At 62.6% G+C, this 22195-nt stretch carries 24 protein-coding genes; 17 read left to right on the forward strand and 7 right to left on the reverse strand.

Annotation, left to right across the window (positions count from 1 at the left end; translation table 11 throughout):
• Positions 1 to 52: 52 nt before the first annotated feature.
• Positions 53 to 595, reverse strand: a complete 543-nt coding sequence (gene thpR / locus ACM6IT_RS09330; RefSeq protein ID WP_414917851.1) for an RNA 2',3'-cyclic phosphodiesterase — start codon at positions 593 to 595, stop codon at positions 53 to 55.
• 122 nt (positions 596 to 717) lie between these two features.
• Between thpR and ACM6IT_RS09335 the strand changes: the two genes are divergently transcribed.
• A complete protein-coding gene (locus tag ACM6IT_RS09335) occupies positions 718 to 912 on the forward strand; it encodes a hypothetical protein (protein WP_056727280.1) in 195 nt (64 codons plus the stop codon).
• Positions 913 to 926: 14 nt separating this feature from the next.
• Here the strand turns inward: ACM6IT_RS09335 and ACM6IT_RS09340 are convergent, their stop codons facing one another.
• Positions 927 to 1280: a DUF1428 domain-containing protein gene (locus tag ACM6IT_RS09340; protein WP_056727283.1), complete on the reverse strand. Its 354-nt coding sequence runs from the start codon at positions 1278 to 1280 to the stop codon at positions 927 to 929.
• A gap of 17 nt (positions 1281 to 1297) precedes the next feature.
• Positions 1298 to 2362, reverse strand: coding sequence for a hypothetical protein (locus ACM6IT_RS09345; protein WP_056727285.1), 1065 nt, complete (start codon positions 2360 to 2362; stop codon positions 1298 to 1300).
• A gap of 44 nt (positions 2363 to 2406) precedes the next feature.
• Here ACM6IT_RS09345 and ACM6IT_RS09350 point away from each other — a divergent pair, with 44 nt between their 5' ends.
• Both ACM6IT_RS09350 and ACM6IT_RS09355 read left to right on the forward strand, forming a co-directional pair.
• Positions 2407 to 2688, forward strand: a complete 282-nt coding sequence (locus ACM6IT_RS09350) for a hypothetical protein (RefSeq protein WP_409079548.1) — start codon at positions 2407 to 2409, stop codon at positions 2686 to 2688.
• Positions 2685 to 2945, forward strand: coding sequence for a hypothetical protein (locus tag ACM6IT_RS09355; protein WP_056727286.1), 261 nt, complete (start codon positions 2685 to 2687; stop codon positions 2943 to 2945). The genes ACM6IT_RS09350 and ACM6IT_RS09355 overlap by 4 nt, the downstream gene beginning before the upstream one ends.
• Positions 2946 to 2982: 37 nt before the next feature.
• Here ACM6IT_RS09355 and ACM6IT_RS09360 read toward each other — a convergent pair whose 3' ends face one another.
• The gene (locus ACM6IT_RS09360; protein ID WP_056727288.1) at positions 2983 to 3219 is read right to left on the reverse strand and encodes a hypothetical protein; all 237 of its coding nucleotides are present in this window, start codon (positions 3217 to 3219) and stop codon (positions 2983 to 2985) included.
• A gap of 181 nt (positions 3220 to 3400) precedes the next feature.
• Between ACM6IT_RS09360 and ACM6IT_RS09365 the strand changes: the two genes are divergently transcribed.
• The 6 genes from ACM6IT_RS09365 to yghX all read left to right on the forward strand — a co-directional run bounded on the left by ACM6IT_RS09365 (position 3401) and on the right by yghX (position 10526).
• Positions 3401 to 5164, forward strand: a complete 1764-nt coding sequence (locus ACM6IT_RS09365) for an L-lactate permease (RefSeq protein WP_414917852.1) — start codon at positions 3401 to 3403, stop codon at positions 5162 to 5164.
• Positions 5165 to 5267: 103 nt separating this feature from the next.
• Positions 5268 to 6767: a glycolate oxidase subunit GlcD gene (gene glcD, locus ACM6IT_RS09370; protein WP_223542423.1), complete on the forward strand. Its 1500-nt coding sequence runs from the start codon at positions 5268 to 5270 to the stop codon at positions 6765 to 6767.
• Entirely contained in the window at positions 6767 to 7831 is a 1065-nt protein-coding gene (gene glcE / locus ACM6IT_RS09375; RefSeq protein ID WP_414917853.1) for a glycolate oxidase subunit GlcE, read from the forward strand. Before glcD ends, glcE begins: the two co-directional genes overlap by 1 nt.
• A gap of 3 nt (positions 7832 to 7834) precedes the next feature.
• Positions 7835 to 9052, forward strand: coding sequence for a glycolate oxidase subunit GlcF (glcF, locus tag ACM6IT_RS09380; protein WP_056727299.1), 1218 nt, complete (start codon positions 7835 to 7837; stop codon positions 9050 to 9052).
• A gap of 19 nt (positions 9053 to 9071) precedes the next feature.
• A complete protein-coding gene (locus ACM6IT_RS09385; protein WP_056727301.1) occupies positions 9072 to 9473 on the forward strand; it encodes a heme-binding protein in 402 nt (133 codons plus the stop codon).
• A 165-nt stretch (positions 9474 to 9638) separates the two neighbouring features.
• The gene (yghX, locus tag ACM6IT_RS09390; RefSeq protein WP_414913336.1) at positions 9639 to 10526 is read left to right on the forward strand and encodes a YghX family hydrolase; all 888 of its coding nucleotides are present in this window, start codon (positions 9639 to 9641) and stop codon (positions 10524 to 10526) included.
• A gap of 70 nt (positions 10527 to 10596) precedes the next feature.
• Here yghX and ACM6IT_RS09395 read toward each other — a convergent pair whose 3' ends face one another.
• Together ACM6IT_RS09395 and ACM6IT_RS09400 are read right to left on the reverse strand one after the other, a co-directional pair.
• Positions 10597 to 11250 carry a peroxiredoxin gene (locus ACM6IT_RS09395; protein ID WP_056727305.1) on the reverse strand — a complete coding sequence of 218 codons (654 nt, stop codon included), beginning with the start codon at positions 11248 to 11250 and terminating at the stop codon, positions 10597 to 10599.
• A gap of 123 nt (positions 11251 to 11373) precedes the next feature.
• Entirely contained in the window at positions 11374 to 12318 is a 945-nt protein-coding gene (locus ACM6IT_RS09400; RefSeq protein ID WP_414913335.1) for an aldo/keto reductase, read from the reverse strand.
• 129 nt (positions 12319 to 12447) lie between these two features.
• On the opposite strand from ACM6IT_RS09400, the gene ACM6IT_RS09405 reads away from it, so the two are divergent.
• From ACM6IT_RS09405 to ACM6IT_RS09415, 3 genes are all read left to right on the forward strand, one after another.
• Positions 12448 to 13236, forward strand: a complete 789-nt coding sequence (locus tag ACM6IT_RS09405; protein WP_414917854.1) for an alpha/beta hydrolase — start codon at positions 12448 to 12450, stop codon at positions 13234 to 13236.
• Between the two features lie 116 nt (positions 13237 to 13352).
• Positions 13353 to 13973 (forward strand): hypothetical protein, encoded by a 621-nt coding sequence (locus tag ACM6IT_RS09410; protein ID WP_414917855.1) that lies wholly within the window; start codon positions 13353 to 13355, stop codon positions 13971 to 13973.
• A 19-nt stretch (positions 13974 to 13992) separates the two neighbouring features.
• A complete protein-coding gene (locus ACM6IT_RS09415; RefSeq protein ID WP_414913332.1) occupies positions 13993 to 14631 on the forward strand; it encodes a helix-turn-helix transcriptional regulator in 639 nt (212 codons plus the stop codon).
• A 2-nt stretch (positions 14632 to 14633) separates the two neighbouring features.
• Here the strand turns inward: ACM6IT_RS09415 and ACM6IT_RS09420 are convergent, their stop codons facing one another.
• Complete coding sequence (locus tag ACM6IT_RS09420; RefSeq protein WP_414917856.1) at positions 14634 to 15521, reverse strand: LysR substrate-binding domain-containing protein; 888 nt, start codon at positions 15519 to 15521, stop codon at positions 14634 to 14636.
• Between the two features lie 91 nt (positions 15522 to 15612).
• On the opposite strand from ACM6IT_RS09420, the gene ACM6IT_RS09425 reads away from it, so the two are divergent.
• The 5 genes from ACM6IT_RS09425 to ACM6IT_RS09445 all read left to right on the forward strand — a co-directional run bounded on the left by ACM6IT_RS09425 (position 15613) and on the right by ACM6IT_RS09445 (position 22193).
• Positions 15613 to 17055 carry an aldehyde dehydrogenase family protein gene (locus ACM6IT_RS09425; protein ID WP_414917857.1) on the forward strand — a complete coding sequence of 481 codons (1443 nt, stop codon included), beginning with the start codon at positions 15613 to 15615 and terminating at the stop codon, positions 17053 to 17055.
• 13 nt (positions 17056 to 17068) lie between these two features.
• Positions 17069 to 18055 carry a dipeptidase gene (locus tag ACM6IT_RS09430; RefSeq protein ID WP_056727315.1) on the forward strand — a complete coding sequence of 329 codons (987 nt, stop codon included), beginning with the start codon at positions 17069 to 17071 and terminating at the stop codon, positions 18053 to 18055.
• A 106-nt stretch (positions 18056 to 18161) separates the two neighbouring features.
• The gene (locus ACM6IT_RS09435; protein WP_414917858.1) at positions 18162 to 19730 is read left to right on the forward strand and encodes a BCCT family transporter; all 1569 of its coding nucleotides are present in this window, start codon (positions 18162 to 18164) and stop codon (positions 19728 to 19730) included.
• 23 nt (positions 19731 to 19753) lie between these two features.
• A complete protein-coding gene (locus ACM6IT_RS09440) occupies positions 19754 to 21469 on the forward strand; it encodes a hypothetical protein (RefSeq protein ID WP_414917859.1) in 1716 nt (571 codons plus the stop codon).
• A 1-nt stretch (position 21470) separates the two neighbouring features.
• Positions 21471 to 22193, forward strand: a complete 723-nt coding sequence (locus ACM6IT_RS09445; protein ID WP_414917860.1) for a DUF3726 domain-containing protein — start codon at positions 21471 to 21473, stop codon at positions 22191 to 22193.
• Positions 22194 to 22195: the final 2 nt, after the last annotated feature.

A 22195-nucleotide genomic window follows, 5' to 3' on the forward strand; every position in this document is an offset into this window, starting at 1 on the left:
AAGCGCGGGCTGAAACGACGATAATCGTCGGCCGCGAAATCATCCGGGCTTTTTATTGGGGGTCAATCAAAGGCCATTCGGCCAGCGCCCGATAACGGCCCTTGTGGGATTCGAACAGGGTGAACCGGTCGGCACGCAGGAAAAACTCCGGCGCCGTTGCGGACTCCGGTACCGGCGCCCGATAGTCCCGCGCCAGGGTCAGGTGCGGACGGTATTCCCTTGGGGCCTGCTCCAGGCCGAACGGCAACATCGCCTGTTCCAGGGCATACACCAGGCGTAGCAATGCCGGGGGCGCCTGCTGTGGCGCGAGCACCAGCGCGCCTGCCCTGCGCCACACGTCCAGCCGGTCCAGCACCACCGTCAAGCGCTCGCCCGGTGTACGGATCGCCGCCGCCGCGGTACAGACTTCGGCAATCTGCGCCACGCCCACCGCCCCCAGAAACTTCAGCGTCAGGTGAAAGTTTTCCGCCGGCACCGGCCGTCCGTTGCGCAGTTGCAATGCACTGCGCCATTGCGCTATCTCCCGGCGCTGGGCCGGGGCGCAGTTCAACGCAAAGAACAGACGCTTGAACGGCTCGCGGGATTCGTCGCTCATGCCGGGCACCTCCTGGGAAGACTGCCTGAGTGTACTCAACTCTCGAATGCCGGCCAGCGCATATGTGGCGTCGCCGAGCATGCGAGTTATAGTTTCAGCATCCCGAAAAACCGGAGGGGGCCATGCGACAGATCATCAGCAAGGAACCATGGTGGGCCAGACCGCCCGAGCCCGGCCAGGATGAACTCAAGCTGGAATGGGGCTGGCTGGTGCATTACAGCGAAGGCGAGCCGCGCTTCGAGTTCATCCGCGAGCGGCCGACGGACGACGAGATCCGCCAGCGCAAGAGTTGCAGGATCACCCCGACGCCGGAGTGATCCCGAGTGCGGCGTCAGGCCTGGAGGAGTACTTCGAACCCGCCGTAGACCATGCGCTGGCCATCGAAGGGCATCGGATTGACGTCCGGCTTCATGCGCGGATCCTGCATCATCCTGTCCATTCCGGCATTGCGAGTGGCCTTGTCCGGCCAGATGATCCAGCCGAAGGCCACGGTTTCACCGTCCTTGAGCTTCACCGACATGGGAAACGAGGTGACCTTGCCTTCCGGGACATCCTCGCCCCAGCATTCGACCACGCTCAAGGCACCGTTTTCCTTGAAGATCGAGGCGGCGATTTCGGCGTGCTTGAGATATTGCCCGCGGTTGGCGGTGGGTACGGCAGCGATAAAACCATCGACATAAGACATGAGCATTTCTCCTTGGGTCATGGGGTGTTCTGCTGGGTAGTCGGTTGCGATGGCGTCAAATCGACAGTCCCGGCGCTCAAACCGACCGGCGGTGCAGTGCGGTCCGCCAGGCTGCCTTCGATCTGCCCTGCCATGTACAGCGTGCCGGCCATGACGCCGGTCGTCGGGTTCTGCACCAGCTTGAGCCAGGCCTTGTCGAAGGTATTGCCCAGGCTGCTGCGGATCAGCGCCTCACTGTCGGGCCGGTCGTTGGCCTGAATCAGTGCGCGAATGCCCGCCACCCCTACAGTGATCAAGCCACCGGCAAGTTTTCCGGCGGCCGCGGCCACGGCGCTGGCGGCCCCACGCGGGGCCATCTCGGCTTCCATCCGCCGGCTGGCGCGCCTGGCCACCGGCGCCATCGCGGTGTCGGTCGAACCCACGCCCCTGTCGCCGCCGGCCTTGTGGATTTTGTCGATCAGCGCGGCGTAGGCCGGCAAGGTGTTCAGCGGATCGGTGTGCACGATCTGGTACAACGAGGCGTTCCGCGCCGGGGGTGGACCGAGGGCGATGGCCGGGATTTTCTGGATACGCCCGTTGAGCTGGGCTATCGGCACGCCGTGGCGGGTAGAGATCTTCTGCAGCTCTTCCTTGAGGATGTCGACGTAGAACGCCACTGACAGGCCCAGAATCGAATCGGGATCGACTTCCAGCGCCACCGGGGCCAGAACCTTCTCTTGATAGGCTTCGAGCAGGTAGGCCGCCAGACGTTTTTCCGATGCGTCCTGCTCGCCCTTGGCGCTGAGGGTGTACCAGCTGACCTTCATCGACAGCCATTCCTGGGTCCAGTAACTGCTGAACCATGGAATGAAGTTCTGTTCGGTCAATTCATAGACCCGGGTACGCCAGTAATCCATGGCACCGCGGGAGTAGATTCGGGTTTGCTCGGTGGCCGACTGCGACGCGGCGACGATCTCCCGGTCCACTTGCTGCCAGGTGCTCGCTGAAACGATGACCGGTGCCGTTTCCACCGGCGCACGCGGGGGTGTGGCGCAGCCTGCCAACACCACCAGCACGGTAATGATCAGCGAACGCAGGTTCACGATGGCGGCTTCCTACAGTTGTCATCGAACCGGAGGTTCGGTGATTGGACAACCTCTGTTTTGAGTATAGGTGGCGGCATGTGCATGGCCGCGAAGGGGGCCGCATCATCAGCACAAAAACCACCATCACTGGCGTCGATATTCACCATCGCCGCGATTGCCTTCCGCTTGTACGCCGTCAGCGTAGGATCGATCCCAAGCCAACACGAAGCCCCGAACCGGAGGGGAACCTCATGCTGATCCATCTGCTGACCTGCCTGGCCCTGACGGCGTTCACATTGAGTGTGTTTGCCTGGTACGTCCTGAGCGAGGAACAAACATCATGATTAACACTGTCACCCTCGCCGTACGTTTCCCGGTGTTCGGCAACAATTTCTACGCGCAGGAATTCGAGTCATGTAAAGAGTTGACTCTGATGTTCGACAAAAATTTCGAGGCGTTGCTGATCCCGGCAGCCGATCATCACTTCAGCAACGAAGTGGTCGGGCTCAATGATCAGTTCCGGTTTTTGAATGACCTGCTGGTCGAGCATCTGCTGGAAGTCGAACTGGCAAAAAGCTCGGCACGTTCGTTCGGATTCTGACAGCGACCGCCGGTCGCCCGGGCACAGACGGCACCGCTCACAATGTTCGCTGGCTATTGCCGATCCCCTTGGCAATATCGATCCCCCAATCCATCGCCGCTTCCATGTCCAGCATATGCGGCCGTGGGTCGTGGTTTTCATCGATGGCCGTGCCGTCCGGCCGATAGATACCGATGAACATGCCCAACGAACCGTCTTTCAATATCTCGGCCGTGACTTTGATGTTGCATCCGTTCGATAGCGTTTCCTTGTGCTCCATATGGCGCTCGGTCATGACTGCATTGCTCCCCTGGCTGAATTCAAACCCTACTGGCCATGCTAGCTCAGCCCTCCGGAATGCGCCGATTGGCAGGACCGGAGGCCTGCCCTGACAGCGGCGCAATGCCACCTATACTGAAGACCACCTCCCCCCCCAGGGGATCTGCACGTCCAACAATAAAAAGCAGAGGTGGAACATGGTCTGGCAGCAAGTCTACGATCCGTTCGGTAACCCGGTGCTTTCAACGCTCATGGCGGCGGTGCCGGTGGTGGTGATGCTGGCGTCCCTGGCGTTTTTCCATGTCAAGGCGCACCTGGCGGCATTGCTCGCCCTGGCCTCGGCCTTGCTGATCGCGATCTTCGCCTTCGGCATGCCAGCGGGCATGGCCGGTTCGGCGGCGTTGTTCGGTGCGGCCAACGGCCTGCTGCCCATTGGCTGGATCGTGTTGAACATCATCTTCCTGCACCGCCTGACCACCGAGAACGGTTCGTTCAAGGTGTTGCAAGACTCCCTGGCGCGCATTACCGATGACCGGCGCCTGCAATTGCTGCTGATCGCCTTCTGCTTCGGGGCGTTTTTCGAAGGCGCGGCCGGATTCGGCACGCCGGTGGCGGTGACCGGGGCGATCCTGATCGGGCTGGGGTTTTCGCCACTTGCCGCTTCAGGGCTGGCACTGATCGCCAACACCGCCCCCGTGGCCTTCGGCGCCCTCGGCACGCCGATCATCACCCTGGCCAAGGTCACCGGGCTCGATGAAATGGAACTGTCGATGATGGTCGGCCGGCAGTTGCCGTTCTTCTCGGTGCTGGTGCCGTTCTGGCTGATCTGGGCCTTTGCCGGCTGGCGCAAGATGCTCGAAATCTGGCCGGCGATCCTGGTGGCCGGGGTCAGTTTTGCCGTACCGCAGTTCCTGGTGTCCAACTATCACGGGCCGATGCTGGTGGACGTGATCGCCGCACTGATTTCCATGGCCTGCCTGACCGGTTTCCTCAAGGTGTGGAAACCGGCCACCGTACACACGTCCGCCGCCCTGACCGGCCGGGTCGACAACTCGAAAATCGACGCCGAGCACGACGAAAAGCCCGTACCCACTGCAACCTTTGCCAATGAGGCAAAACCGGCAGTGATGCGGGCGTGGATGCCGTGGCTGATCCTGACGGTCTTCGTGTTCATCTGGGGCACCCAGGGCTTCAAGAACACCTTCGACACCCGCCCCGCCATCGACCCGCAAACCAGTGCCGCCAGGCTCGATCCACAGGGCAAGCCGATGCGCGAGGCGAACCCGCTGTTTGCGCCGGTCGTGACCTTCACCACCCTGCACTTGCAGGTCGAGAAAGTCCCGCCCGTGGTGGCCGCGCCGAAAACCGAAGAAGCGGTATACAAGTTCACCTGGTTCACCGCCACCGGCAGCGGCATTCTGCTGGCGGCGATTGTCGGCGGTTTGCTGATGGGGTACTCGATCCCGCAACTGATTCACCAGTACCTGCGCACCCTGTGGGTGGTGCGTTATTCGCTGATCACCATCGCGGCAATGCTCGCGCTGGGCTTCCTCACGCGCTACTCGGGGCTTGATGCGACCATGGGCCTGGCTTTCGCCGCGACGGGCATTTTCTACCCGATGTTCGGCACCCTGCTCGGCTGGCTCGGCGTGGCGCTGACCGGCTCGGACACGGCGTCCAACGTGCTGTTCGGCGGTTTGCAACGGGTGACGTCCGAGCAACTGGGCATCAGCCCGGTGTTGATGGCCGCCGCCAACAGTTCCGGCGGGGTCATGGGCAAGATGGTCGACGCCCAGTCGATCGTGGTCGCCTCCACCGCCACCCGCTGGTATGGCCATGAAGGGGAAATCCTGCGCTACGTGTTCTTCCACTCGATTGTGCTGGCGATCCTGGTCGGTGGCCTGGTGACGCTGCAGGCCTACGTCGCGCCGTTCAGCCACATGGTGGTGGGCGGGCACTGAATCGACCCCACATGGTACGTCGAGCAGACAACGATCCCATGGACAGCGGAGCCTGACAGGCCAATGATGAAGGTCAGTGGCCTCCTGCGAGAATCGTGAACCCATGAACATTCTCTACGATGAACGCGTTGACGGCGCCCTGCCCGATGTCGACAAACAGGCGCTGTTGCAGGCCCTGCAAACCCGCTTGCCGAATCTGCAAGTCCTGCATCAGCGCGAGGAACTCAAGCCCTACGAATGCGACGGCCTGTCGGCCTATCGCACCACGCCGATGCTGGTGGTGCTGCCCCGGCACATCGAGGAAGTCCAGGGGGTGCTGCGGGTCTGCCATGAACTGCACGTCCCCGTCGTGGCCCGTGGCGCCGGCACCGGGTTGTCCGGCGGTGCGCTGCCCCTGGAGAAAGGCGTGCTGCTGGTGATGGCGCGCTTCAACAACATCCTGCACATCGATCCCGCCGCCCGCACTGCGCGGGTACAGCCCGGTGTACGCAATCTGGCGATCTCCCAGGCGGCGGCACCCTTCGGCCTGTATTACGCGCCGGACCCGTCCTCGCAAATCGCCTGCTCCATCGGCGGCAACGTCGCGGAAAATGCCGGTGGCGTGCACTGCCTGAAGTACGGCCTGACCGTGCACAACGTGCTCAAGGTCGACATCCTCACCGTCGATGGCGAGCACCTGAGCCTGGGCTCCAACGCCCTCGACGCCCCCGGTTTCGACCTGCTGGCGCTGTTCACCGGGTCCGAAGGCCTGCTCGGGGTGATCACCGAGGTCACGGTCAAGCTGCTGCCCAAGCCCCAGACCGCCAAAGTGCTGCTGGCGGCGTTCGACTCCGTGGAAAAAGCCGGGCGCGCCGTCGGTGACATCATTGCCGCCGGCATCATCCCCGGCGGCCTGGAAATGATGGACAACCTGGCCATCCGCGCCGCCGAGGACTTCATCCACGCCGGTTATCCGGTGGATGCCCAGGCCATTCTTCTGTGCGAACTCGACGGCGTTGAAGCCGATGTCTCGGATGACTGCGAGCGGGTGCGCCAGGTGCTGCAACAGGCCGGCGCCATCGAGGTGCGCCAGGCCAGGGACGAAGCCGAGCGCGTGCGTTTCTGGGCCGGGCGCAAGAATGCCTTCCCGGCGGTGGGCCGCCTCTCGCCGGACTACTACTGCATGGACGGCACCATCCCCCGTCGCGAACTGCCCGGCGTGCTGCACGCCATCGCCGAGCTCTCGAAGGAATACGGTCTGCGGGTGGCCAACGTGTTCCATGCCGGCGACGGCAACATGCATCCGCTGATCCTGTTCGATGCCAATCAACCCGGTGAACTTGATCGCGCCGAAGCCCTGGGCGGCAAGATCCTGGAGTTGTGCGTGAAAGTCGGCGGCAGCATCACCGGTGAACACGGCGTGGGCCGCGAGAAGATCAACCAGATGTGCGCGCAGTTCAACAGCGATGAGCTGACCCTGTTCCATGCCGTCAAGACCGCCTTCGACCCCGGTGGCCTGCTCAACCCCGGCAAGAACATTCCGACCCTGCACCGCTGCGCCGAATTCGGTGCCATGCACATACACGGCGGTCAGTTGCCCTTCCCCGAGCTGGAGCGTTTCTGATGCGCGGCCCTGAAGATTTCGATGACAGCCAGTCACTGCTGGAACAGGTCAATCAGGCGCTGGAAAACGCCACGCCGTTGCGCATCCAGGGTTCCAACAGCAAAGCCTTTCTCGGGCGCACCACGGCCGGGGAAATTCTCGACACCCGTTCGCACCGGGGCATCGTCAGTTACGACCCGACTGAACTGGTGATCACCGCCCGTTGCGGCACACCGTTGTCGCAGCTGGCGCAGGTGCTGGACGCCGCGCAACAGATGCTGCCCTGCGAGCCACCGTCCTTCGGCGACGGCGCCACCGTCGGCGGCATGATCGCCTGCGGGCTGTCCGGGCCAAGGCGCCCGTGGTCCGGTTCGGTGCGGGATTTCGTGCTCGGCACGCGGGTCATCACCGGCCACGGCAAGCTGTTGCGCTTCGGTGGCGAGGTGATGAAAAACGTCGCCGGCTACGACCTGTCGCGCCTGATGGCCGGTAGTTACGGCAGCCTCGGGCTGATCACCGAAGTTTCCCTCAAAGTGCTGCCCAAACCCCGGCAAGCCTTAAGCATCAGCCTGGAAATGGACGCCGAACGGGCCTTGCTGCGCCTGGCGGAATGGGGCCAGCAGCCGTTGCCGATCAGTGCGGCCTGTCACGACGGTTCGCGCCTGCACCTGCGACTGGAGGGCGGCGAGGGATCGGTGGCGGCGGCCCATGAGCGCCTCGGTGGCGAACGTCTGGAGGCTTGCTGGTGGGACGATCTCAATGAACAGCGCTTGAGTTTCTACGATCAAGACCAACCGCTGTGGCGCCTGTCGTTGCCACACAACACGCCGCTTTTGTCGCTGCCGGGGCGCCAGTTGATCGACTGGGGCGGTGCCCAGCGCTGGCTGAAATCCGATGCCGATGCCGCGTACATCCGCCAGGTCGTCGACGAGGTCGGCGGCCATGCCACCTGCTTCAGCCACGGCCTGTCCGACAGCCCCTTCCATCCGCTGCCACCGGCGCTGATGCGTTATCACCGCAACCTCAAACAACAACTCGATCCACTGGGCATCTTCAACCCCGGACGCCTGTACGCGGAGCTATGAACCATGCAGACGACCTTGAGTGAACGCGCCAGCCATCTGCCCCGCGCCGCAGAAGCCGAAAGCATTCTGCGCACCTGCGTGCACTGCGGGTTTTGCAATGCCACGTGCCCGACCTATCAATTGCTCGGCGATGAACTGGACGGACCACGGGGCCGTATCTACCTGATCAAGCAGGTGCTGGAAGGCAACGACGTCACGCAAAAGACCCAACAGCACCTGGACCGCTGCCTGTCGTGCCGCAACTGCGAAACCACCTGCCCGTCGGGCGTCGATTACCACAACCTGCTGGACATCGGCCGGGCGGTGGTCGATGCGGCGGTGCCGCGCCCGCTGGGTCAGCGCCTGTTGCGCGAGGGGTTGCGCCAGACTGTGCCGCATCCAGAGCTGTTCAAGAGTCTGGTCAATGGCGGCCAGGTGTTCCGCGCGCTGCTGCCCGGCACCCTGCAAAGCAAATTGCCGCGCAATGCATCGCCGGCCAAACAGCGCCCCGTGACCGTGCGTGAGCGTCAAGTGCTGATGCTCGAAGGTTGCGTGCAGCCCAGCCTGTCACCCAACACCAACGCCGCGGCGGCGCGGGTGCTGGACCGGTTGGGGATCAGCGTCATCGCGAGCCGCGAAGCCGGTTGCTGCGGCGCCGTGGACTACCACCTGGACGCCCAGGCCATCGGCCTCGACCGTGCCCGGCGCAACATCGACGCGTGGTGGCCGGGCATCGAAAAAGGTGCCGAGGCGATTGTGCAGACGGCCAGCGGTTGCGGCGCCTTCATCAAGGATTACGGCCACCTGCTCGCCAGCGACCCGGCCTATGCCGACAAGGCGAAAAAGGTCAGCGCGCTGGCTCGGGACCTGGTGGAGGTGTTGCGCGACGAACCGCTGGAAAAACTTGGCATTCACGCCTCGCAACGCCTGGCTTTCCATTGCCCCTGCACCTTGCAGCACGGGCAGAAACTCGGCGGTGCCGTGGAAGCGCTGCTGACCGGACTCGGTTTCAACCTGACCTCCGTCCCCGACGGCCACCTGTGCTGCGGTTCGGCGGGCACCTATTCGCTGACCCAGCCCGAACTCTCGCGACAACTGCGCGACAACAAGCTCAACGCCCTGGAAAGCGGCCATCCCGAGGTCATTGTCACGGCCAACATCGGCTGCCAGTCGCACCTCGACGGCGCGGGCCGAACCCCGGTGCGACACTGGATCGAACTGGTCGAAGCCGCCCTGCCTTAACCGAACCCTGGAGATGCCCATGAACAGCAAAGCCGTCCTGAGCCAGGCCGAAGTCGGCCAAATCATCAAAGCCGCCCGCGCCGAAGCACAGGCCAATCAATGGGCCGTGACCATAGTGGTGGTCGATGACGGCGGCCACCCGCTGGCCCTCGAACGCCTCGACGGCTGCGCCCCCGGCAGTGCCTACATCGCCACCGAAAAGGCCCGCACTTCAGCCCTCGGGCGGCGCGAATCGAAAAGCTATGAGGACATGGTCAACGCCGGGCGCTACGCTTTCCTGTCAGCACCCTTGCTGACTTCGCTTGAGGGTGGCGTGCCGATTGTTTTCGATGGCCAGGTGATTGGTGCCATCGGGGTGTCGGGTGTCAAGCCCGGGCAGGATGCGCAGGTGGCCAAGGCCGGGGCGCAGTGCCTGAAATGAGGTTTTGGAATCACCATTTAACCCCTGTGGGAGCGGCGGTGCGGCGATCCGACTTGCTCGCGAAGACGGCGGCACATCCAACATCCATGTATCTGACACACCGCTTTCGCGAGCAAGCCCGCTCCCACAGGGTCCGTGTTCAACCTTCTGTGAGGAGTTGCAGCAATGACCCGTCTAACTGCCAAAGACTTCGCCCCTGAACTGCTGGAACTGTACGACTACTACGCCCACGGCACGATCAACCGCCGGGAGTTCCTCGACCGTGCGGCGCTGTTTACCTTCGGCGGTTTAACCGCTGGTGCCCTGCTCGCCGCGCTAAGCCCAAACTATGCGCTGGCCGAGCAAGTCGAGTTCACCGATCCGGACATCATTGCCGAATACATCACCTACCCCTCGCCCAAGGGCCACGGCCAGGTTCGCGCTTATCTGGTGCGTCCGGCCAAGGCCACCGGCAAGGTGCCGGCGGTGGTGGTCGTGCACGAAAACCGTGGGCTCAACCCCTACATCGAAGACGTGGCCCGGCGTCTGGCCAAAGCCGGGTTCATCGCCCTGGCCCCGGATGGCCTGAGTTCGGTCGGCGGTTATCCCGGCAATGACGACAAGGGCCGCGAGCTGCAGGCCAAGGTTGACCCGGAAAAGCTCATGAACGACTTTTTCGCCGCCGTCGAGTGGATGATGAAACACCCTGCCGCCACTGGCAAAGTCGGCATCACCGGGTTCTGCTACGGCGGTGGCGTGACCAACGCCGCCGCCGTGGCCTATCCGGAACTGGGGGCCGCCGTGTCGTTTTATGGCCGTCAGCCAACGGCCGAGGAAGTGCCCCGGATCAAGGCCCCGGTGATGTTGCACTATGGCGAACTGGATACGCGGATCAACGAAGGCTGGCCCGCCTATGAGACAGCGTTGAAGGCCGGGGGCAAGACCTATGAGGCCTATATCTACCCTGGCTGCAACCATGGCTTTCACAATGATTCGACACCGCGTTATGACGAGGCGGCGGCGAAGCTCGCGTGGGAGCGGACGTTGGGTTGGTTTCGCAAGTATCTGGTTTGACCAGAGGTTGAGGCCGGCAGGGCTGGCCTCATCGCGAGCAAGCTCGCGATGGCGGCATCACTAATGGCGACTACTTCGGCTGAGCCACGGTCCGCAGATACGGCTTCAGGGTCTTGAAGCCATCCGGGTATTTCTTCTTCGCGTCTTCGTCAGACACTGAAGTCGGGATGATCACGTCTTCACCCGGCCGCCAGTTAACCGGCGTGGCAACGGTGTGCTTGGCATTGAGTTGCAGGGAATCGAGCAGACGCAGCACTTCATCGAAATTGCGCCCGGCGCTCATCGGGTAGATCAGCATGGCCTTGACCTTCTTGTCCGGGCCGACGATGAACACCGAACGCACCGTGGCGTTGTCCACCGCCGTGCGCGCGCCGCCGCTGGCATTAGGGTGAATCATGTCGTAGAGCTTGGCCACCACCAGGTTTTCGTCGCCGATCAGCGGATAGTTGACCGCCGTGCCCTGGGTCTCGGCGATGTCGCCGACCCAGCGGTTATGGTCACTGACCGGGTCGACGCTGAGGCCCAGGACCTTGGTGTTGCGCTTGTCGAATTCCGGCTTGAGTTTGGCCAGGTAACCCAGTTCGGTGGTGCACACCGGGGTGAAATCCTTGGGATGGGAAAACAGGATGGCCCAGCCATCGCCGATCCATTGGTGAAAATTGAGGGTGCCTTCAGTGGTGTCGGCGGTGAAATCCGGTGCTTCGTCGCCAATGCGGATAGCCATGTTCGATCTCCTTGCAGTGATGGACAGGGACGCCGTCAGGGCAGCGAATGCACTTCCCACGGCATGGACGCGAATCAGTATAGGAGAGGTTCGACGACTCGCCGCGACGGGTTGAACACGTCGCTAGCCCACCAGCGCAATCAATTGCTGACGCTGGGCATCGGTGAGCATCGGGCCGAAACCGGCCCGGGCATTTTCCGCCATGTAGCGCGGGTTGCCGGTGCCGGGAATCACGCAGGTCACCGCCGAATGTGACAGCAGGAACTTCAGCGCCAGTTGCGGCCAGCTCTTGACCCCGACCTGCGCCGCCCAGCCTGGCAGCGGCTTATCTTTCAGTTTGGCCAGCAAGCCGCCACCGCCAAACGGCCGGTTGCAAATCACCGCCACGCCCCGCTCGCGGCACAACGGCAGCAGGCGTTTCTCGACGCCGCGATCATCCAGGGCGTAGTTGATCTGCAAGAAATCCACTGGCTCGGCCTTGAGTACCGCTTCCACTTCTTCATAGGCCGATGCCGTGTAATGGGTGATGCCGATGTAGCGGATACGCCCTGCTTCCTTCCAGTGGCGCAGGGTCGGCAGGTGCGTCTGCCAGTCCAGCAGGTTGTGGATCTGCATCAGGTCGATCCGGTCGGTCTGCAACAGGGCGAAGGATTGTTCCATCTGCGCGATGCCTTCTTCGCGGCCCCGGGTCCACACCTTGGTGGCCAGGAAGGCCGGCGAGCGCGGCTCATGGATCGACAGCAACTCGCCGATGGTCTGTTCGGCGCGACCGTACATCGGCGAGCTGTCGATCAGCTTGCCACCCTTGTCGAACAAGGCATCCAGCACTGCGGGTAAGTCCTTGTAGGCCGGTTGCGAAGGCTCGACATCGAATCCGCGGTAAGTGCCCAAGCCTACGATCGGCAAGAACTCGTTGCTGGAAGGAATGGCGCGGGTCTGCATGGTCTTGCCTCCTGTTCCCGTTGACGGCGCGGGTTGTGCCCCCGCCTGACCGAAGGTGAAGACCGCCGAAGCACCGGCAGCCAGCGTGAGTACTTCTCTACGGGTGTAACCCTCAGGATGGCTCATAAAACGTTTCTCACCAGTCGCCAGGGTCCGGGCTGTTGCGCCGACATCCCGGATAACCCGCGCCAAGGGTCGATTGACTACACTCAGAAAGCCTTGCGGCGCCAGCCACTTTCAAACCCCGAGCAGTCAATGCCGCCCACTAACGTTAGTCGAATGTCACGCACCTTGTTGTTACTCGTCGTCATCGTCGCTGCGTTGTACCTGGCGCTGTGCGTGGCGCTGTTCGTGTTCCAGCGGGCGCTGATCTACTACCCGCAACCACGCGCCGTCGGGACCGCCGGGACGCTGCTCACCCTGCCGGTCGCTGACGCGCAGGTGCTGGTATCCATCCGACCGCATGAAGGTCCCAACGCACTGATTTATTTTGGCGGCAATGCCGAAGACGTCTCGCGCAACCTGCCCGGGTTCTCTCAAGCGTTCCCTGACTACGCCCTGTACCTGCTGCATTACCGTGGTTATGGCGGCAGTTCCGGCTCGCCTTCCGAAGAGGCCATTGCCCGCGACGCCATCACTTTGTTCGACCAGGTACATGCCAGCCATCCGCATGTGGCGGTGGTCGGCCGCAGCCTGGGTTCCGGGGTGGCCGTGCGCCTGGCCAGCGAACGCCCGGCCGCGCGACTGGTGCTGATCACGCCCTACAACAGCCTCGAAGGGCTCGCCGCCCGGCAGTTTCGCTGGTTTCCGGTGCGCTGGTTGTTGAAGGACAAATACCCGTCCTGGCAGTACGCCGCCCGCATCACGGTGCCGACACTGTTGATCGCGGCCGAGCATGACGAGGTGATTCCGCGCCCGAGCACCGAACGTTTGTACACGCACTTCACCAAAGGCGTGGCGTCATTGCGGGTGATACCGGGGACGGGGCATAACTCGATCGGCGAAAGCCCTGAATACTTAAAGGCGCTGGGGGATGGGTTGTAGCCAGCAAAGTAGTACGTGGCGACCATTGGTCCGAGATTATGTCTTCGCCCAATGAAAACATATTTTTATGCCTATATTGATATTGTCGAACGTTCCCACTCTCTGAGGGTGCCGTCATGAATATCAAAACCCTGGCTTTGCTCCTGCTGGCTCTATGTGCGCAACCGGTCTGGAGCCAGACGCCTGCCGCCGCGGCCGACAGCCCCGCGCTGACCACGCGCCTGGCCGAGCGTGACCTTTGGGTCGAACACATTTTCTGGATCAGAAACTACGCGCTGGCCAATCAATCCGCCGACAAAAAGCAAGCCAAAGTCGCGGCGGACCAAGTGGTCGACAACGCTACCAAAATCGCCAACAGCATCGCCCCGCTCTACGGCCAACCGGCGGCGGATCAACTGCTCAAGCTGCTTGCCGGCCATTGGGGCGCGGTGAAACACTACAGCGATGCCACGGTCGCCAAAGACGCCAAGGGCAAGCAAGCCGCCGTCACCGAGTTGACCAGCAATGCCAAGGCGATTGCGGCTTTCCTGGCCACCGCCAACCCCAATCTGCCGGAAGCCACACTGGTCAACATGTTGTCAGCCCATGGCGGCCACCACGTCGCCCAGATCGATGAGTTTGCCGCGCACGATTACGCTGGCGAAGCCCGCACCTGGGCGATGATGCGCACACACATCCTGGCCCTGGCCGACGCCTTGACCGGTGCGCTGGTCAAGCAATTCCCGGACAAGTTCTGATATCGCGCGAGGGCACACCATGCTGGAAGGACTGGGCCGAACACAGCAGGACCTGCTCAATGCGCTGCTGCACCACGCGGGCGGCATGAGCATTGACGAGTTGGCTGAACATCTGGCCGTCACGCGCACGGCGATCCGCCAACACCTGGCGGCGCTGGAGCGTGATGGTCTGGTGCTGCGCGGCGACACCCGGCCGACAGGGCGTCGCCCCGAGCAGCTGTATCGGCTCACCGACCACGCGCGGGAGCAGTTCCCTCGCCACTATCAGCTACTGGCCAGCGTTTTGATTGATGAAGTCGCCGCCATCATTGGTCCCGAAGCCCTGGCCTCGCTGATGCGCAGCATGGGCCGCAAGCTGGCTTCGGACCGTGAACAGCAGGTCGTGGATGAAGCCAGGATCGTCCAGCACATGAACCAGGCGGGCTACGAAGCCGAGGTGTTTTTTCGCTCAAGCGAGACGCCGGAAATCGTCGCGCATAACTGCGTGTTCCATCGCCTGGCCGCCGCGCACCCGGTGGTCTGCGAACTGGACCTGGCCTTGATCGGCGCACTGGGCGGCGGTGAAGTCGAGCACAGCGAGTGCATGGTGCGCGGCGGGCATGTCTGTCGCTTCAGGTTGCGACCGACAGAAAGCCCGGAGCCCCCACACGAACACTGACCTTACAGATCGATCATCTGCATGTTCGCTTTGAGAAAGCCCATCAACTCGGCTGCCGCTGGCGACAGGCTGTGCCCCTTGCGGCACAGAATGCCGATCTGGCGTTCCAGCCGCGGTTCTGAAAGCGGCAGGAACGTCAGTTTCTCATTGCCCTGCGGGAACGCCAGGGACGGCAACGTGGTGATGCCAATGCCCTCTTCAAGCATCGCAATCAGCGAAATCATGTTGGAGACGAACAGCAGACTGCTGTCCAGCAACCCCGCCGCTTCCGTGCCCGCGAGCAAGCGCGAGGTGCCATTGCGCACTAACGGATAGGCTTGCAGGCTCGACCAATGCAGTGCCTCACCCTGGGCCACCAACGGATGATCGTGGCGGCAGACCACACCCACCCGATCACTCAGGATCGGCACGAACTCAATGTTTTCGTCGGCCGCCCACACGCTACTGATCGCAAAATCCACCTGCCCCTGGACCAACAACTGCTGCACGCTGTCGGCATTGCCGTCCTGCATGCTGATCTGCATTTTCGGGTGCTCGCTGACAAACCGCGCGAGCAGATGCGGCAACAACCGACTGGCCACCGACGGCACCGTAGCGATGCTCACCTGACCGATTTCATGCCGCGCCAGCAAACTGACTTCCCGGGCGATGCGGTCGTGATGCGCCAGTAAATCCTGGAACAGCGGCAAACAGTGCTCGCCGAATGGCGTCAGTTCGGTTTTGCCGCCCTTTTCGAATAATTGCTGGCCGAGTTTCAGCTCCAGTTCGCGCACAGCCAGGGACAGTGCCGGTTGCGTGCGATAGGCCTGCCTTGCCGCGCCATGGAAGCTTTTCAGCTGGGCAACCAGGACGAAATAGCGCAGTTGGGTAATCTTCAGCTCGGGAAGCACGGTAAGTTTTCCTTATCATTTCATATTTATTATTAATTTTTATTTGCAGACTAATACTCTCAAGATGGGGCCAACGCAATCGGAGGTTCCCATGGCACTGCAACCCTACAAAAACTACATCGCCGGCAACTGGTGCGAAGGCCAGGGCGTTATCGCCAACCACAGCCCTTCGGATGTTCAAGACCTCATTGGCCATTACCACCAGGCCAGCGCCGAGCAGACGCTGGATGCCATCGCCGCCGCCCGCGATGCCCAGCCGCAATGGGCCGCCAGTGGCCTGGAGCAGCGCCAGCAAGTATTGATGGTCATCGGCAACGAGTTGATGGCGCGCAAGGAAGAACTCGGCGAACTGCTCTCCCGGGAAGAAGGCAAGCCGCTGGCCGAGGGCGTCGGCGAAGTCAATCGCTCCGCGCAGTTCTTCCACTACTACGCGGCTGAAGTGCTGCGTCAGATGGGTGAGACAGCCGCCTCGGTACGTCCCGGCATCGAGATCGAAGTCCAGCGTGAACCGGTCGGCGTGATCGGCATCATCACGCCGTGGAATTTCCCCATGGCCACCGCCGCGTGGAAGATCGCCCCGGCCCTGGCCTTCGGCAACGCCGTGGTGTTCAAACCGGCAAACCTGGTACCGGCCAGTGCCTGGGCCCTGACTGAAATCATCAGCCGCCAGGCCTTGCCCGCCGGCACCTTCAACCTGGTCATGGGCAGCGGCGCGGTGGTTGGCGAAAGCCTGATCCAGTCCGCCGACATCGATGCGTTGACCTTCACCGGTTCCCTGCAGACCGGTCGCCGCGTCGCGGTCGCCACCGCCGGCAATCTGGTGCGTTGCCAACTGGAAATGGGCAGCAAGAACGCCTTGGTGGTGCTCGATGACGCCGACCTCGAAATCGCCGTGGAATGCGCGTTGAACGGCGCCTTCTTCGGTACCGGGCAAAAGTGTACGGCCTCTTCGCGATTGATCGTCTGCGACGGCATCCATGACCGCTTCGTCGAGGCGCTGGTGGCACGCATGCGTCAACTGAAGGTCGGTCATGCGCTCGGACAAGGGGTGCAGATCGGCCCGGTGGCTGAAGCCCGGCAACTGGAGCAGAACCTTCATTACCTGCAACTGGCCGAAGACGAAGGCGCAACCCTGGTCGAGGGCGGCGAACTGCTGAACCCGCAACCGGCCGGGCACTACATGCGCCCCGCCCTGTTCACCAACACCCACAACAGCATGCGCATCAATCGCGAAGAGGTTTTCGGGCCGATTGCCTGTGTGATCCGGGTCGGCGATTACGAAGAAGCCCTCGCCGTGTTGAACGACACCGAATACGGCCTCACCGCCGGGATCATCACCCAGTCGCTGCGTTATGCCAGCGACTTCAAGCGCCGTGCCCGCACCGGTTGCGTCATGGTCAACCTGCCCACCGCCGGCACCGATTACCACGTGCCGTTCGGCGGCCGCAAAGCCTCCAGCTTCGGGCCGCGCGAGCAAGGGCAGTACGCCCGCGAGTTCTACACCGTGGTCAAGACCACCTACGTGCGTCCTTGAACAGGAGATCACCATGCACGATTTATTGATGATCGACGGTCTGCAATATTCCCACTGGAACGAAGAGATCTTTCGCCAGATGCAGGCTGGTGGCCTGAGCGCGGTGCACGCCACCATCGCCTACCACGAGAACGCCAGGGAAACCCTGTCGCGCATCGGCGAATGGAACCGGCGCTTCGAAACCTGGCCCGAGCTGATTCGTCCGGTGCGCGAGGCTTCGGACATTCGCCTGGCACACCAGGAAGGCCGCGTCGGGATTTTCTTCGGATTCCAGAACTGCTCGCCGATCGAAGACGACATCAGCCTGGTGGAGGTTTTCCGCCAGCTCGGCGTACTGATCATGCAGCTCACCTACAACAACCAGAGCCTGCTGGCCAGCGGTTGCTACGAGACCGAAGACAATGGCATCAGCCGTTTCGGGCGCCAGGTGATCCGCGAGATGAACCGCGTCGGCATGCTGATCGACATGTCCCACAGCGCCGAGCGCAGCACCCTGGAAGCCATCGAGTTGTCGAGCCGGCCGGTGATCGTCTCCCACGCCAATCCGTCGAGTTTCCACGCGGCCAAACGCAACAAGTCCAACGCGGTGTTGCGCGGCATCGCCGAGTCCGGCGGTCTGCTGGGTTTCAGTACTTACCCGTTTCACCTCAAGGGCGCGTCGGGCTGCACCCTGGAATCGTTCTGCGACATGGTCGCCAGCACGGCGGAGCTGATGGGCGTCGAACACATCGGCATCGGCACCGACCTGTGCCAGCAACAACCCCTGCAAGTGCTCGAATGGATGCGCAACGGGCGCTGGAGCAAAGACAAGGATTACGGCGAAGGATCAAAGGACAACGCCAACTGGCCGGCACCGCTGCAATGGTTCCGCGACAGCCGGGATTTCCCGGTCATCGCCCAGGGCCTGCGCGACCGTGGCTTCGCCGAGGACGAGGTACGCAACATCATGGGACTCAACTGGTTGCGCCTGCTGGAAAACGCTACGACGGCGCAAGACTGACTCTTGATCGACACCGTGAGGACAGCATGAAAAATAACAACAATAGCCTCCCGTTCATCTCCCCGACCGGCGATGCACAGCCCCAGGCGCGTATTTTGGAGGCATCATGAAAACATCCGACTCCCTGCAAGCCGACGTCCAGCCACTGGACCTCGCACCGCCGAAAAAAGACATCGACTGGCCGCTGTTTTTAATCAGTGGCGGCTTCCTCGGCGCCTTCCTGATCGCGGCACTGATCGACATCGATGGCGTATCGCTGTTGGTGAACACGCTGTTCGCCTGGTCGACGAAGTTCTTTGGCTTGTACTGGCAGATCCTGATGCTGGCGACCTTCGCCATGAGCCTGTTCATCTGCTTCAGCAAATGCGGGCGGGTACGCCTGGGCGGCGTCGACCAGCGTCCCGATACCAGCACCTTCAATTGGATCGCCGTGATCATGTGCGCCCTGCTCGCCGGTGGCGGTGCGTTCTGGGCGGCAGCGGAACCGATGATGCACTTCGCCAGCCCGCCACCGTTGTTCGCCGGGGTGCAGCCTCACACCGAAGCCGCCGCACACGCTGCGCTCGCGCAATCGTTCGTGCATTGGGGCTTTCTGGCCTGGGCAGTGCTGGGCAGCCTGCTGGCCATCGTGCTGATGCATTTGCACTACGACAAAGGCTTGCCACTGGCACCGCGTACCCTGCTCTATCCGTTGTTCGGTGAGCGTGCGCTCAAGGGCCCGATCGGCACGCTGGCGGACGCCACCTCGATCATCGCCGTCGTCGCCGGGACCATCGGCCCGATCGGTTTCCTCGGCCTGCAAATCAGCAGTGCGTTGCATTCGGTCTGGGGCATTCCCAATGACCTGATGGTGCAGTCCATCACCATCGTGCTGGTCACGGTGATGTACACCATTTCCTGCCTGGTCGGCCTCGAAGGCATCCGCTTCGTCAGCGGGATCAACGTCTGGCTGATGATCGGCCTGGCGGTGTTCATGGTGCTGCTGGGGCCCACCGCTTTCATTCTCGGCGGTTTTCCCACCGCGTTCGCCTTGCACCTGGAGCAGTTCATTCCGATGACCCTGTTCCGCGCCGATCCGAAATGGCTGGACTGGTGGACGGTGTTCTACTGGGGCTGGTTCATTGGCTACGCGCCGATGGTCGCCCTGTATGTGGCGAAGATTTCCCGTGGCCGGACCATCCGTGAAGTGATCATGACCCTGTCGATCATCGCACCGCTGGTCACCATGTTCTGGTTCACCATCGTCGGTGGCGCCGGCATCGGCATGGAATTGCAGACGCCAGGCATCGTCACCGCCCACGGCGCGCAGCCCGAAGATCTGCTGCTGGGCGTGACCCAGAACCTGCCCCTGGGTGGACTGATCTCGGCGCTGTTCCTGTTCCTGAGCTTCATTTCCGTGGCCACCAACGGCGATGCGATGGCGTTCACCGTGGCGATGGCGATGTCCCGAAATAATGAGCCCAGCAATGACAAGCCCAAAGCATGGCTACGTGCCTTCTGGGCCATCGGCATGGGCCTGGCCGCGGTGGTGTTGATCACCATTGGTTCGGGCGGGGTCACGGCGCTGCAATCCTTTATCGTAATTACTGCCGTACCGGTTTCACTGCTGATCCTGCCGTCGCTCTGGGATGCTCTGCGCATCGCCCGGCAGATGGCTCGCGAACAGGCAGTCTGACGATGAACAGTTCAGGAATCGCAATGATGTCGCACACCGACACAGACACCTCTTCGGCCTTGCGGCCCACCGCCCGGGTCATGGACCTGGAGCGACTGGGCAGCCACTTTCAAAGCCGCTTGAGTTTCGTGCGCAGCAGCATGCGGCGGATGATGAACGAGCAGTGGCGCATCCAGCGCACCTGCTTCGACCTGGATGCCGAGGGCTTCGGTACGGCGATCTACCGCATCGACACCGCCAGTGCCCACTATCACTGCGTGATTTTCTCCACGTACCTGCCGCCGGAGAAGCGCAGCGACCGGGTCATCGCCGATCAGTGGGATGTCAGTTTTGTCCTGCTCGGCGGCGATGTCGATGAGCAGCAACTGGCTGACCTGCGACGCAATGTGCCGTTGCAGGAAGCCGGGCGTTTTGATTCGCGAGTGCTGGTGCTGTCGCGGGCCAACCGCAGCCTGCGCAACTTCGAACGCTTCCTCGAAGCGCTGGCCGAAGGTTGTCAGCCAGACCCGCGGCAACTGGCCGAGGTCGGCTACCTGTATCGCACCACCGCGGTGTACGGCAACGGCAAGTTCGGCATCGCCGACTTCAGTTGCCTGCAAGGCACTGCGGACTTCACACAACCCTTCAGCGCCCAGATGTTCACCGTGTATCTGTTGCGGCATTTCAGCATCGAGCAGATCGAACACATGGCCCGTGCGCGCAATCCACAGCGGGCGGTGGGCCTGGACCCTGCCCTGCAGCGTTACCTTGGGGTCGGCAATTCCACGGGGCTGGGCATGGCGCCGTTCCTGATCAATCACCCGCAACTGGTCAACCAATGGCTGTGGGCCAGGGAAACCGCACTGGCGCAGGTTGTGGCGCAAGCGGCTGACTTGCCTCATGCCCAGCGCTTTCAGGCGTTGCTGCTACGGGCCCGCCGGCACTTGCAGCAAACCAGCACCGAAGACCAACGGCAAAGCGGCATCGACCAGCAGACGCTGGCCGATCTCGAGCAACTGGCCGAGTGGTTCGCGGGGCAGTCGGTCAACGCGGGGTTGTGGTCACGCCTGCAAGCCTGGGCCGAGGTGAACGTCGGCACCGGTTGCCAGGAACTGCTGGTCAGCCTGCTGCTGGAGTTGTACCCCGAACAGGTCGATCCGCTGGCCGAGCAGATGTCGGTCAACGAGGGGTTTCGCCTGAACGCCGAGATGCCACTGGATGAGCTGTGCGATCTCATCGAGACCAAGTACCGCTGGGCGCTCGACTACGACTTGAGCGACGCCGAGGCCAACCACTTTTTCTGGTATCGCTCGGCGGAAAAGGAAGAACCACGCCTGGGCGAGCGGGCCATGGAGCCAGGCGCCGAGAAGGAAATGCAGTTGGGGATCGCGCACAACATTCAACGTTGTCATCGCGCCCTGCTGGCCTACCGCGAGCAACACCCACGGCAATTGACCGCGCACTTTCTGCTGGCGCTACCGCAGTTCAAAGGCACGGTCTGCCGCCTGCAAGGCATGGCCCGCTGCGCCTTCGGGGAAATCCGCGCCAACCTGATGGACCGCGGCATGCTGCCGATCCACTTGCTGCGCTGCAAGCTGGCGTTCTTCGGCGCCGGCAAGTTCGACCCCAAGTCCAGCCGCTGGGTGCGCATCACCTTGTTTCAGGGGGCACCGCTGGTCAGCGAGATCGGCCAGCCGTTCCCCGACGACTGGAATTTTGCCGTCATGCCTGAACTGACCAACGCTGCCGGAGCACTCTGAAATGCGTGTATCGCTCAATGAAATCCAGGTGATCTGCCGCAAGGCCTTCGAAGGCATCGGCTTTGCACCCGGTGATTGCGACGACGCCGCCGAAATGATTGCCAGGCTGCAACAGCAAGGCCTCGACGGTATCGGCGCGCTGAAAAAAGCGTTGGACTTCCTTCACGATGAAGTCGATCGCCCCATCGAAACCTGCTACGAAGACGCCACGCAACTGACCCTCGACGCCCATGGCCAGAGCGTATTGCGCTGCGCCGCCCAGGCAATCGAACTGGGGGTGGGCAAGGCCTTGCGCGGCGGCAGTGCGCTGATCCGCGTCCGCCACTGCCACAACCGCATCCTGCTGCTGGGCTACCTGGCGCGCTGTGCCGGAGAAGGCCTGAATTTTTGTGTGTACTGGCGCGATGCCCGGCAGGAGCTGGTGGCCACCTTCAGCGCCGGGAACACCCACCCGGCCTTGCGGGTATATGACCTGCCGCAACCGGCGCAGGGCGACGAGCAAAGCATCAACGTGCTGATTTCCAGACACTTCGCGCTGCTGCCACGCCTGAGTGCCGCAGACGCGGCCCCGACGCTTGAATTCAGTCAGCCGGCAGCCGCGGGCGGACTGCAGGTCAATGATGAAGTCTGGGCCCAGTTGAAAAAGCTGGGGGAACGGGTGCTGGTGGAAAGCACCGAAGAATCCCGTCGCCGTGGAGCCGGTGAAGGCAGTGACGCCCGGTAAGC

Source organism: Pseudomonas sp. IT-P4, from assembly GCF_949767755.1.
Taxonomy (GTDB): domain Bacteria; phylum Pseudomonadota; class Gammaproteobacteria; order Pseudomonadales; family Pseudomonadaceae; genus Aquipseudomonas; species Aquipseudomonas monachiensis.

Bases quoted from the DNA above. Each gene is read 5' to 3' on its own strand.
- ACM6IT_RS09340 (WP_056727283.1), bottom strand. From the start codon at position 1,280: ATGTCTTATGTCGATGGTTTTATCGCTGCCGTACCCACCGCCAACCGC.
- ACM6IT_RS09410 (WP_414917855.1), top strand. From the start codon at position 13,353: ATGAATATCAAAACCCTGGCTTTGCTCCTGCTGGCTCTATGTGCGCAA.
- ACM6IT_RS09395 (WP_056727305.1), bottom strand. From the start codon at position 11,250: ATGGCTATCCGCATTGGCGACGAAGCACCGGATTTCACCGCCGACACC.
- ACM6IT_RS09425 (WP_414917857.1), top strand. From the start codon at position 15,613: ATGGCACTGCAACCCTACAAAAACTACATCGCCGGCAACTGGTGCGAA.
- thpR (WP_414917851.1), bottom strand. From the start codon at position 595: ATGAGCGACGAATCCCGCGAGCCGTTCAAGCGTCTGTTCTTTGCGTTG.
- ACM6IT_RS09355 (WP_056727286.1), top strand. From the start codon at position 2,685: ATGATTAACACTGTCACCCTCGCCGTACGTTTCCCGGTGTTCGGCAAC.
- yghX (WP_414913336.1), top strand. From the start codon at position 9,639: ATGACCCGTCTAACTGCCAAAGACTTCGCCCCTGAACTGCTGGAACTG.
- ACM6IT_RS09335 (WP_056727280.1), top strand. From the start codon at position 718: ATGCGACAGATCATCAGCAAGGAACCATGGTGGGCCAGACCGCCCGAG.
- ACM6IT_RS09435 (WP_414917858.1), top strand. From the start codon at position 18,162: ATGAAAACATCCGACTCCCTGCAAGCCGACGTCCAGCCACTGGACCTC.
- ACM6IT_RS09360 (WP_056727288.1), bottom strand. From the start codon at position 3,219: ATGACCGAGCGCCATATGGAGCACAAGGAAACGCTATCGAACGGATGC.
- ACM6IT_RS09430 (WP_056727315.1), top strand. From the start codon at position 17,069: ATGCACGATTTATTGATGATCGACGGTCTGCAATATTCCCACTGGAAC.
- ACM6IT_RS09440 (WP_414917859.1), top strand. From the start codon at position 19,754: ATGATGTCGCACACCGACACAGACACCTCTTCGGCCTTGCGGCCCACC.
- ACM6IT_RS09415 (WP_414913332.1), top strand. From the start codon at position 13,993: ATGCTGGAAGGACTGGGCCGAACACAGCAGGACCTGCTCAATGCGCTG.
- ACM6IT_RS09445 (WP_414917860.1), top strand. From the start codon at position 21,471: ATGCGTGTATCGCTCAATGAAATCCAGGTGATCTGCCGCAAGGCCTTC.
- ACM6IT_RS09405 (WP_414917854.1), top strand. From the start codon at position 12,448: ATGCCGCCCACTAACGTTAGTCGAATGTCACGCACCTTGTTGTTACTC.
- glcF (WP_056727299.1), top strand. From the start codon at position 7,835: ATGCAGACGACCTTGAGTGAACGCGCCAGCCATCTGCCCCGCGCCGCA.
- ACM6IT_RS09385 (WP_056727301.1), top strand. From the start codon at position 9,072: ATGAACAGCAAAGCCGTCCTGAGCCAGGCCGAAGTCGGCCAAATCATC.
- glcD (WP_223542423.1), top strand. From the start codon at position 5,268: ATGAACATTCTCTACGATGAACGCGTTGACGGCGCCCTGCCCGATGTC.
- ACM6IT_RS09365 (WP_414917852.1), top strand. From the start codon at position 3,401: ATGGTCTGGCAGCAAGTCTACGATCCGTTCGGTAACCCGGTGCTTTCA.
- ACM6IT_RS09400 (WP_414913335.1), bottom strand. From the start codon at position 12,318: ATGAGCCATCCTGAGGGTTACACCCGTAGAGAAGTACTCACGCTGGCT.
- glcE (WP_414917853.1), top strand. From the start codon at position 6,767: ATGCGCGGCCCTGAAGATTTCGATGACAGCCAGTCACTGCTGGAACAG.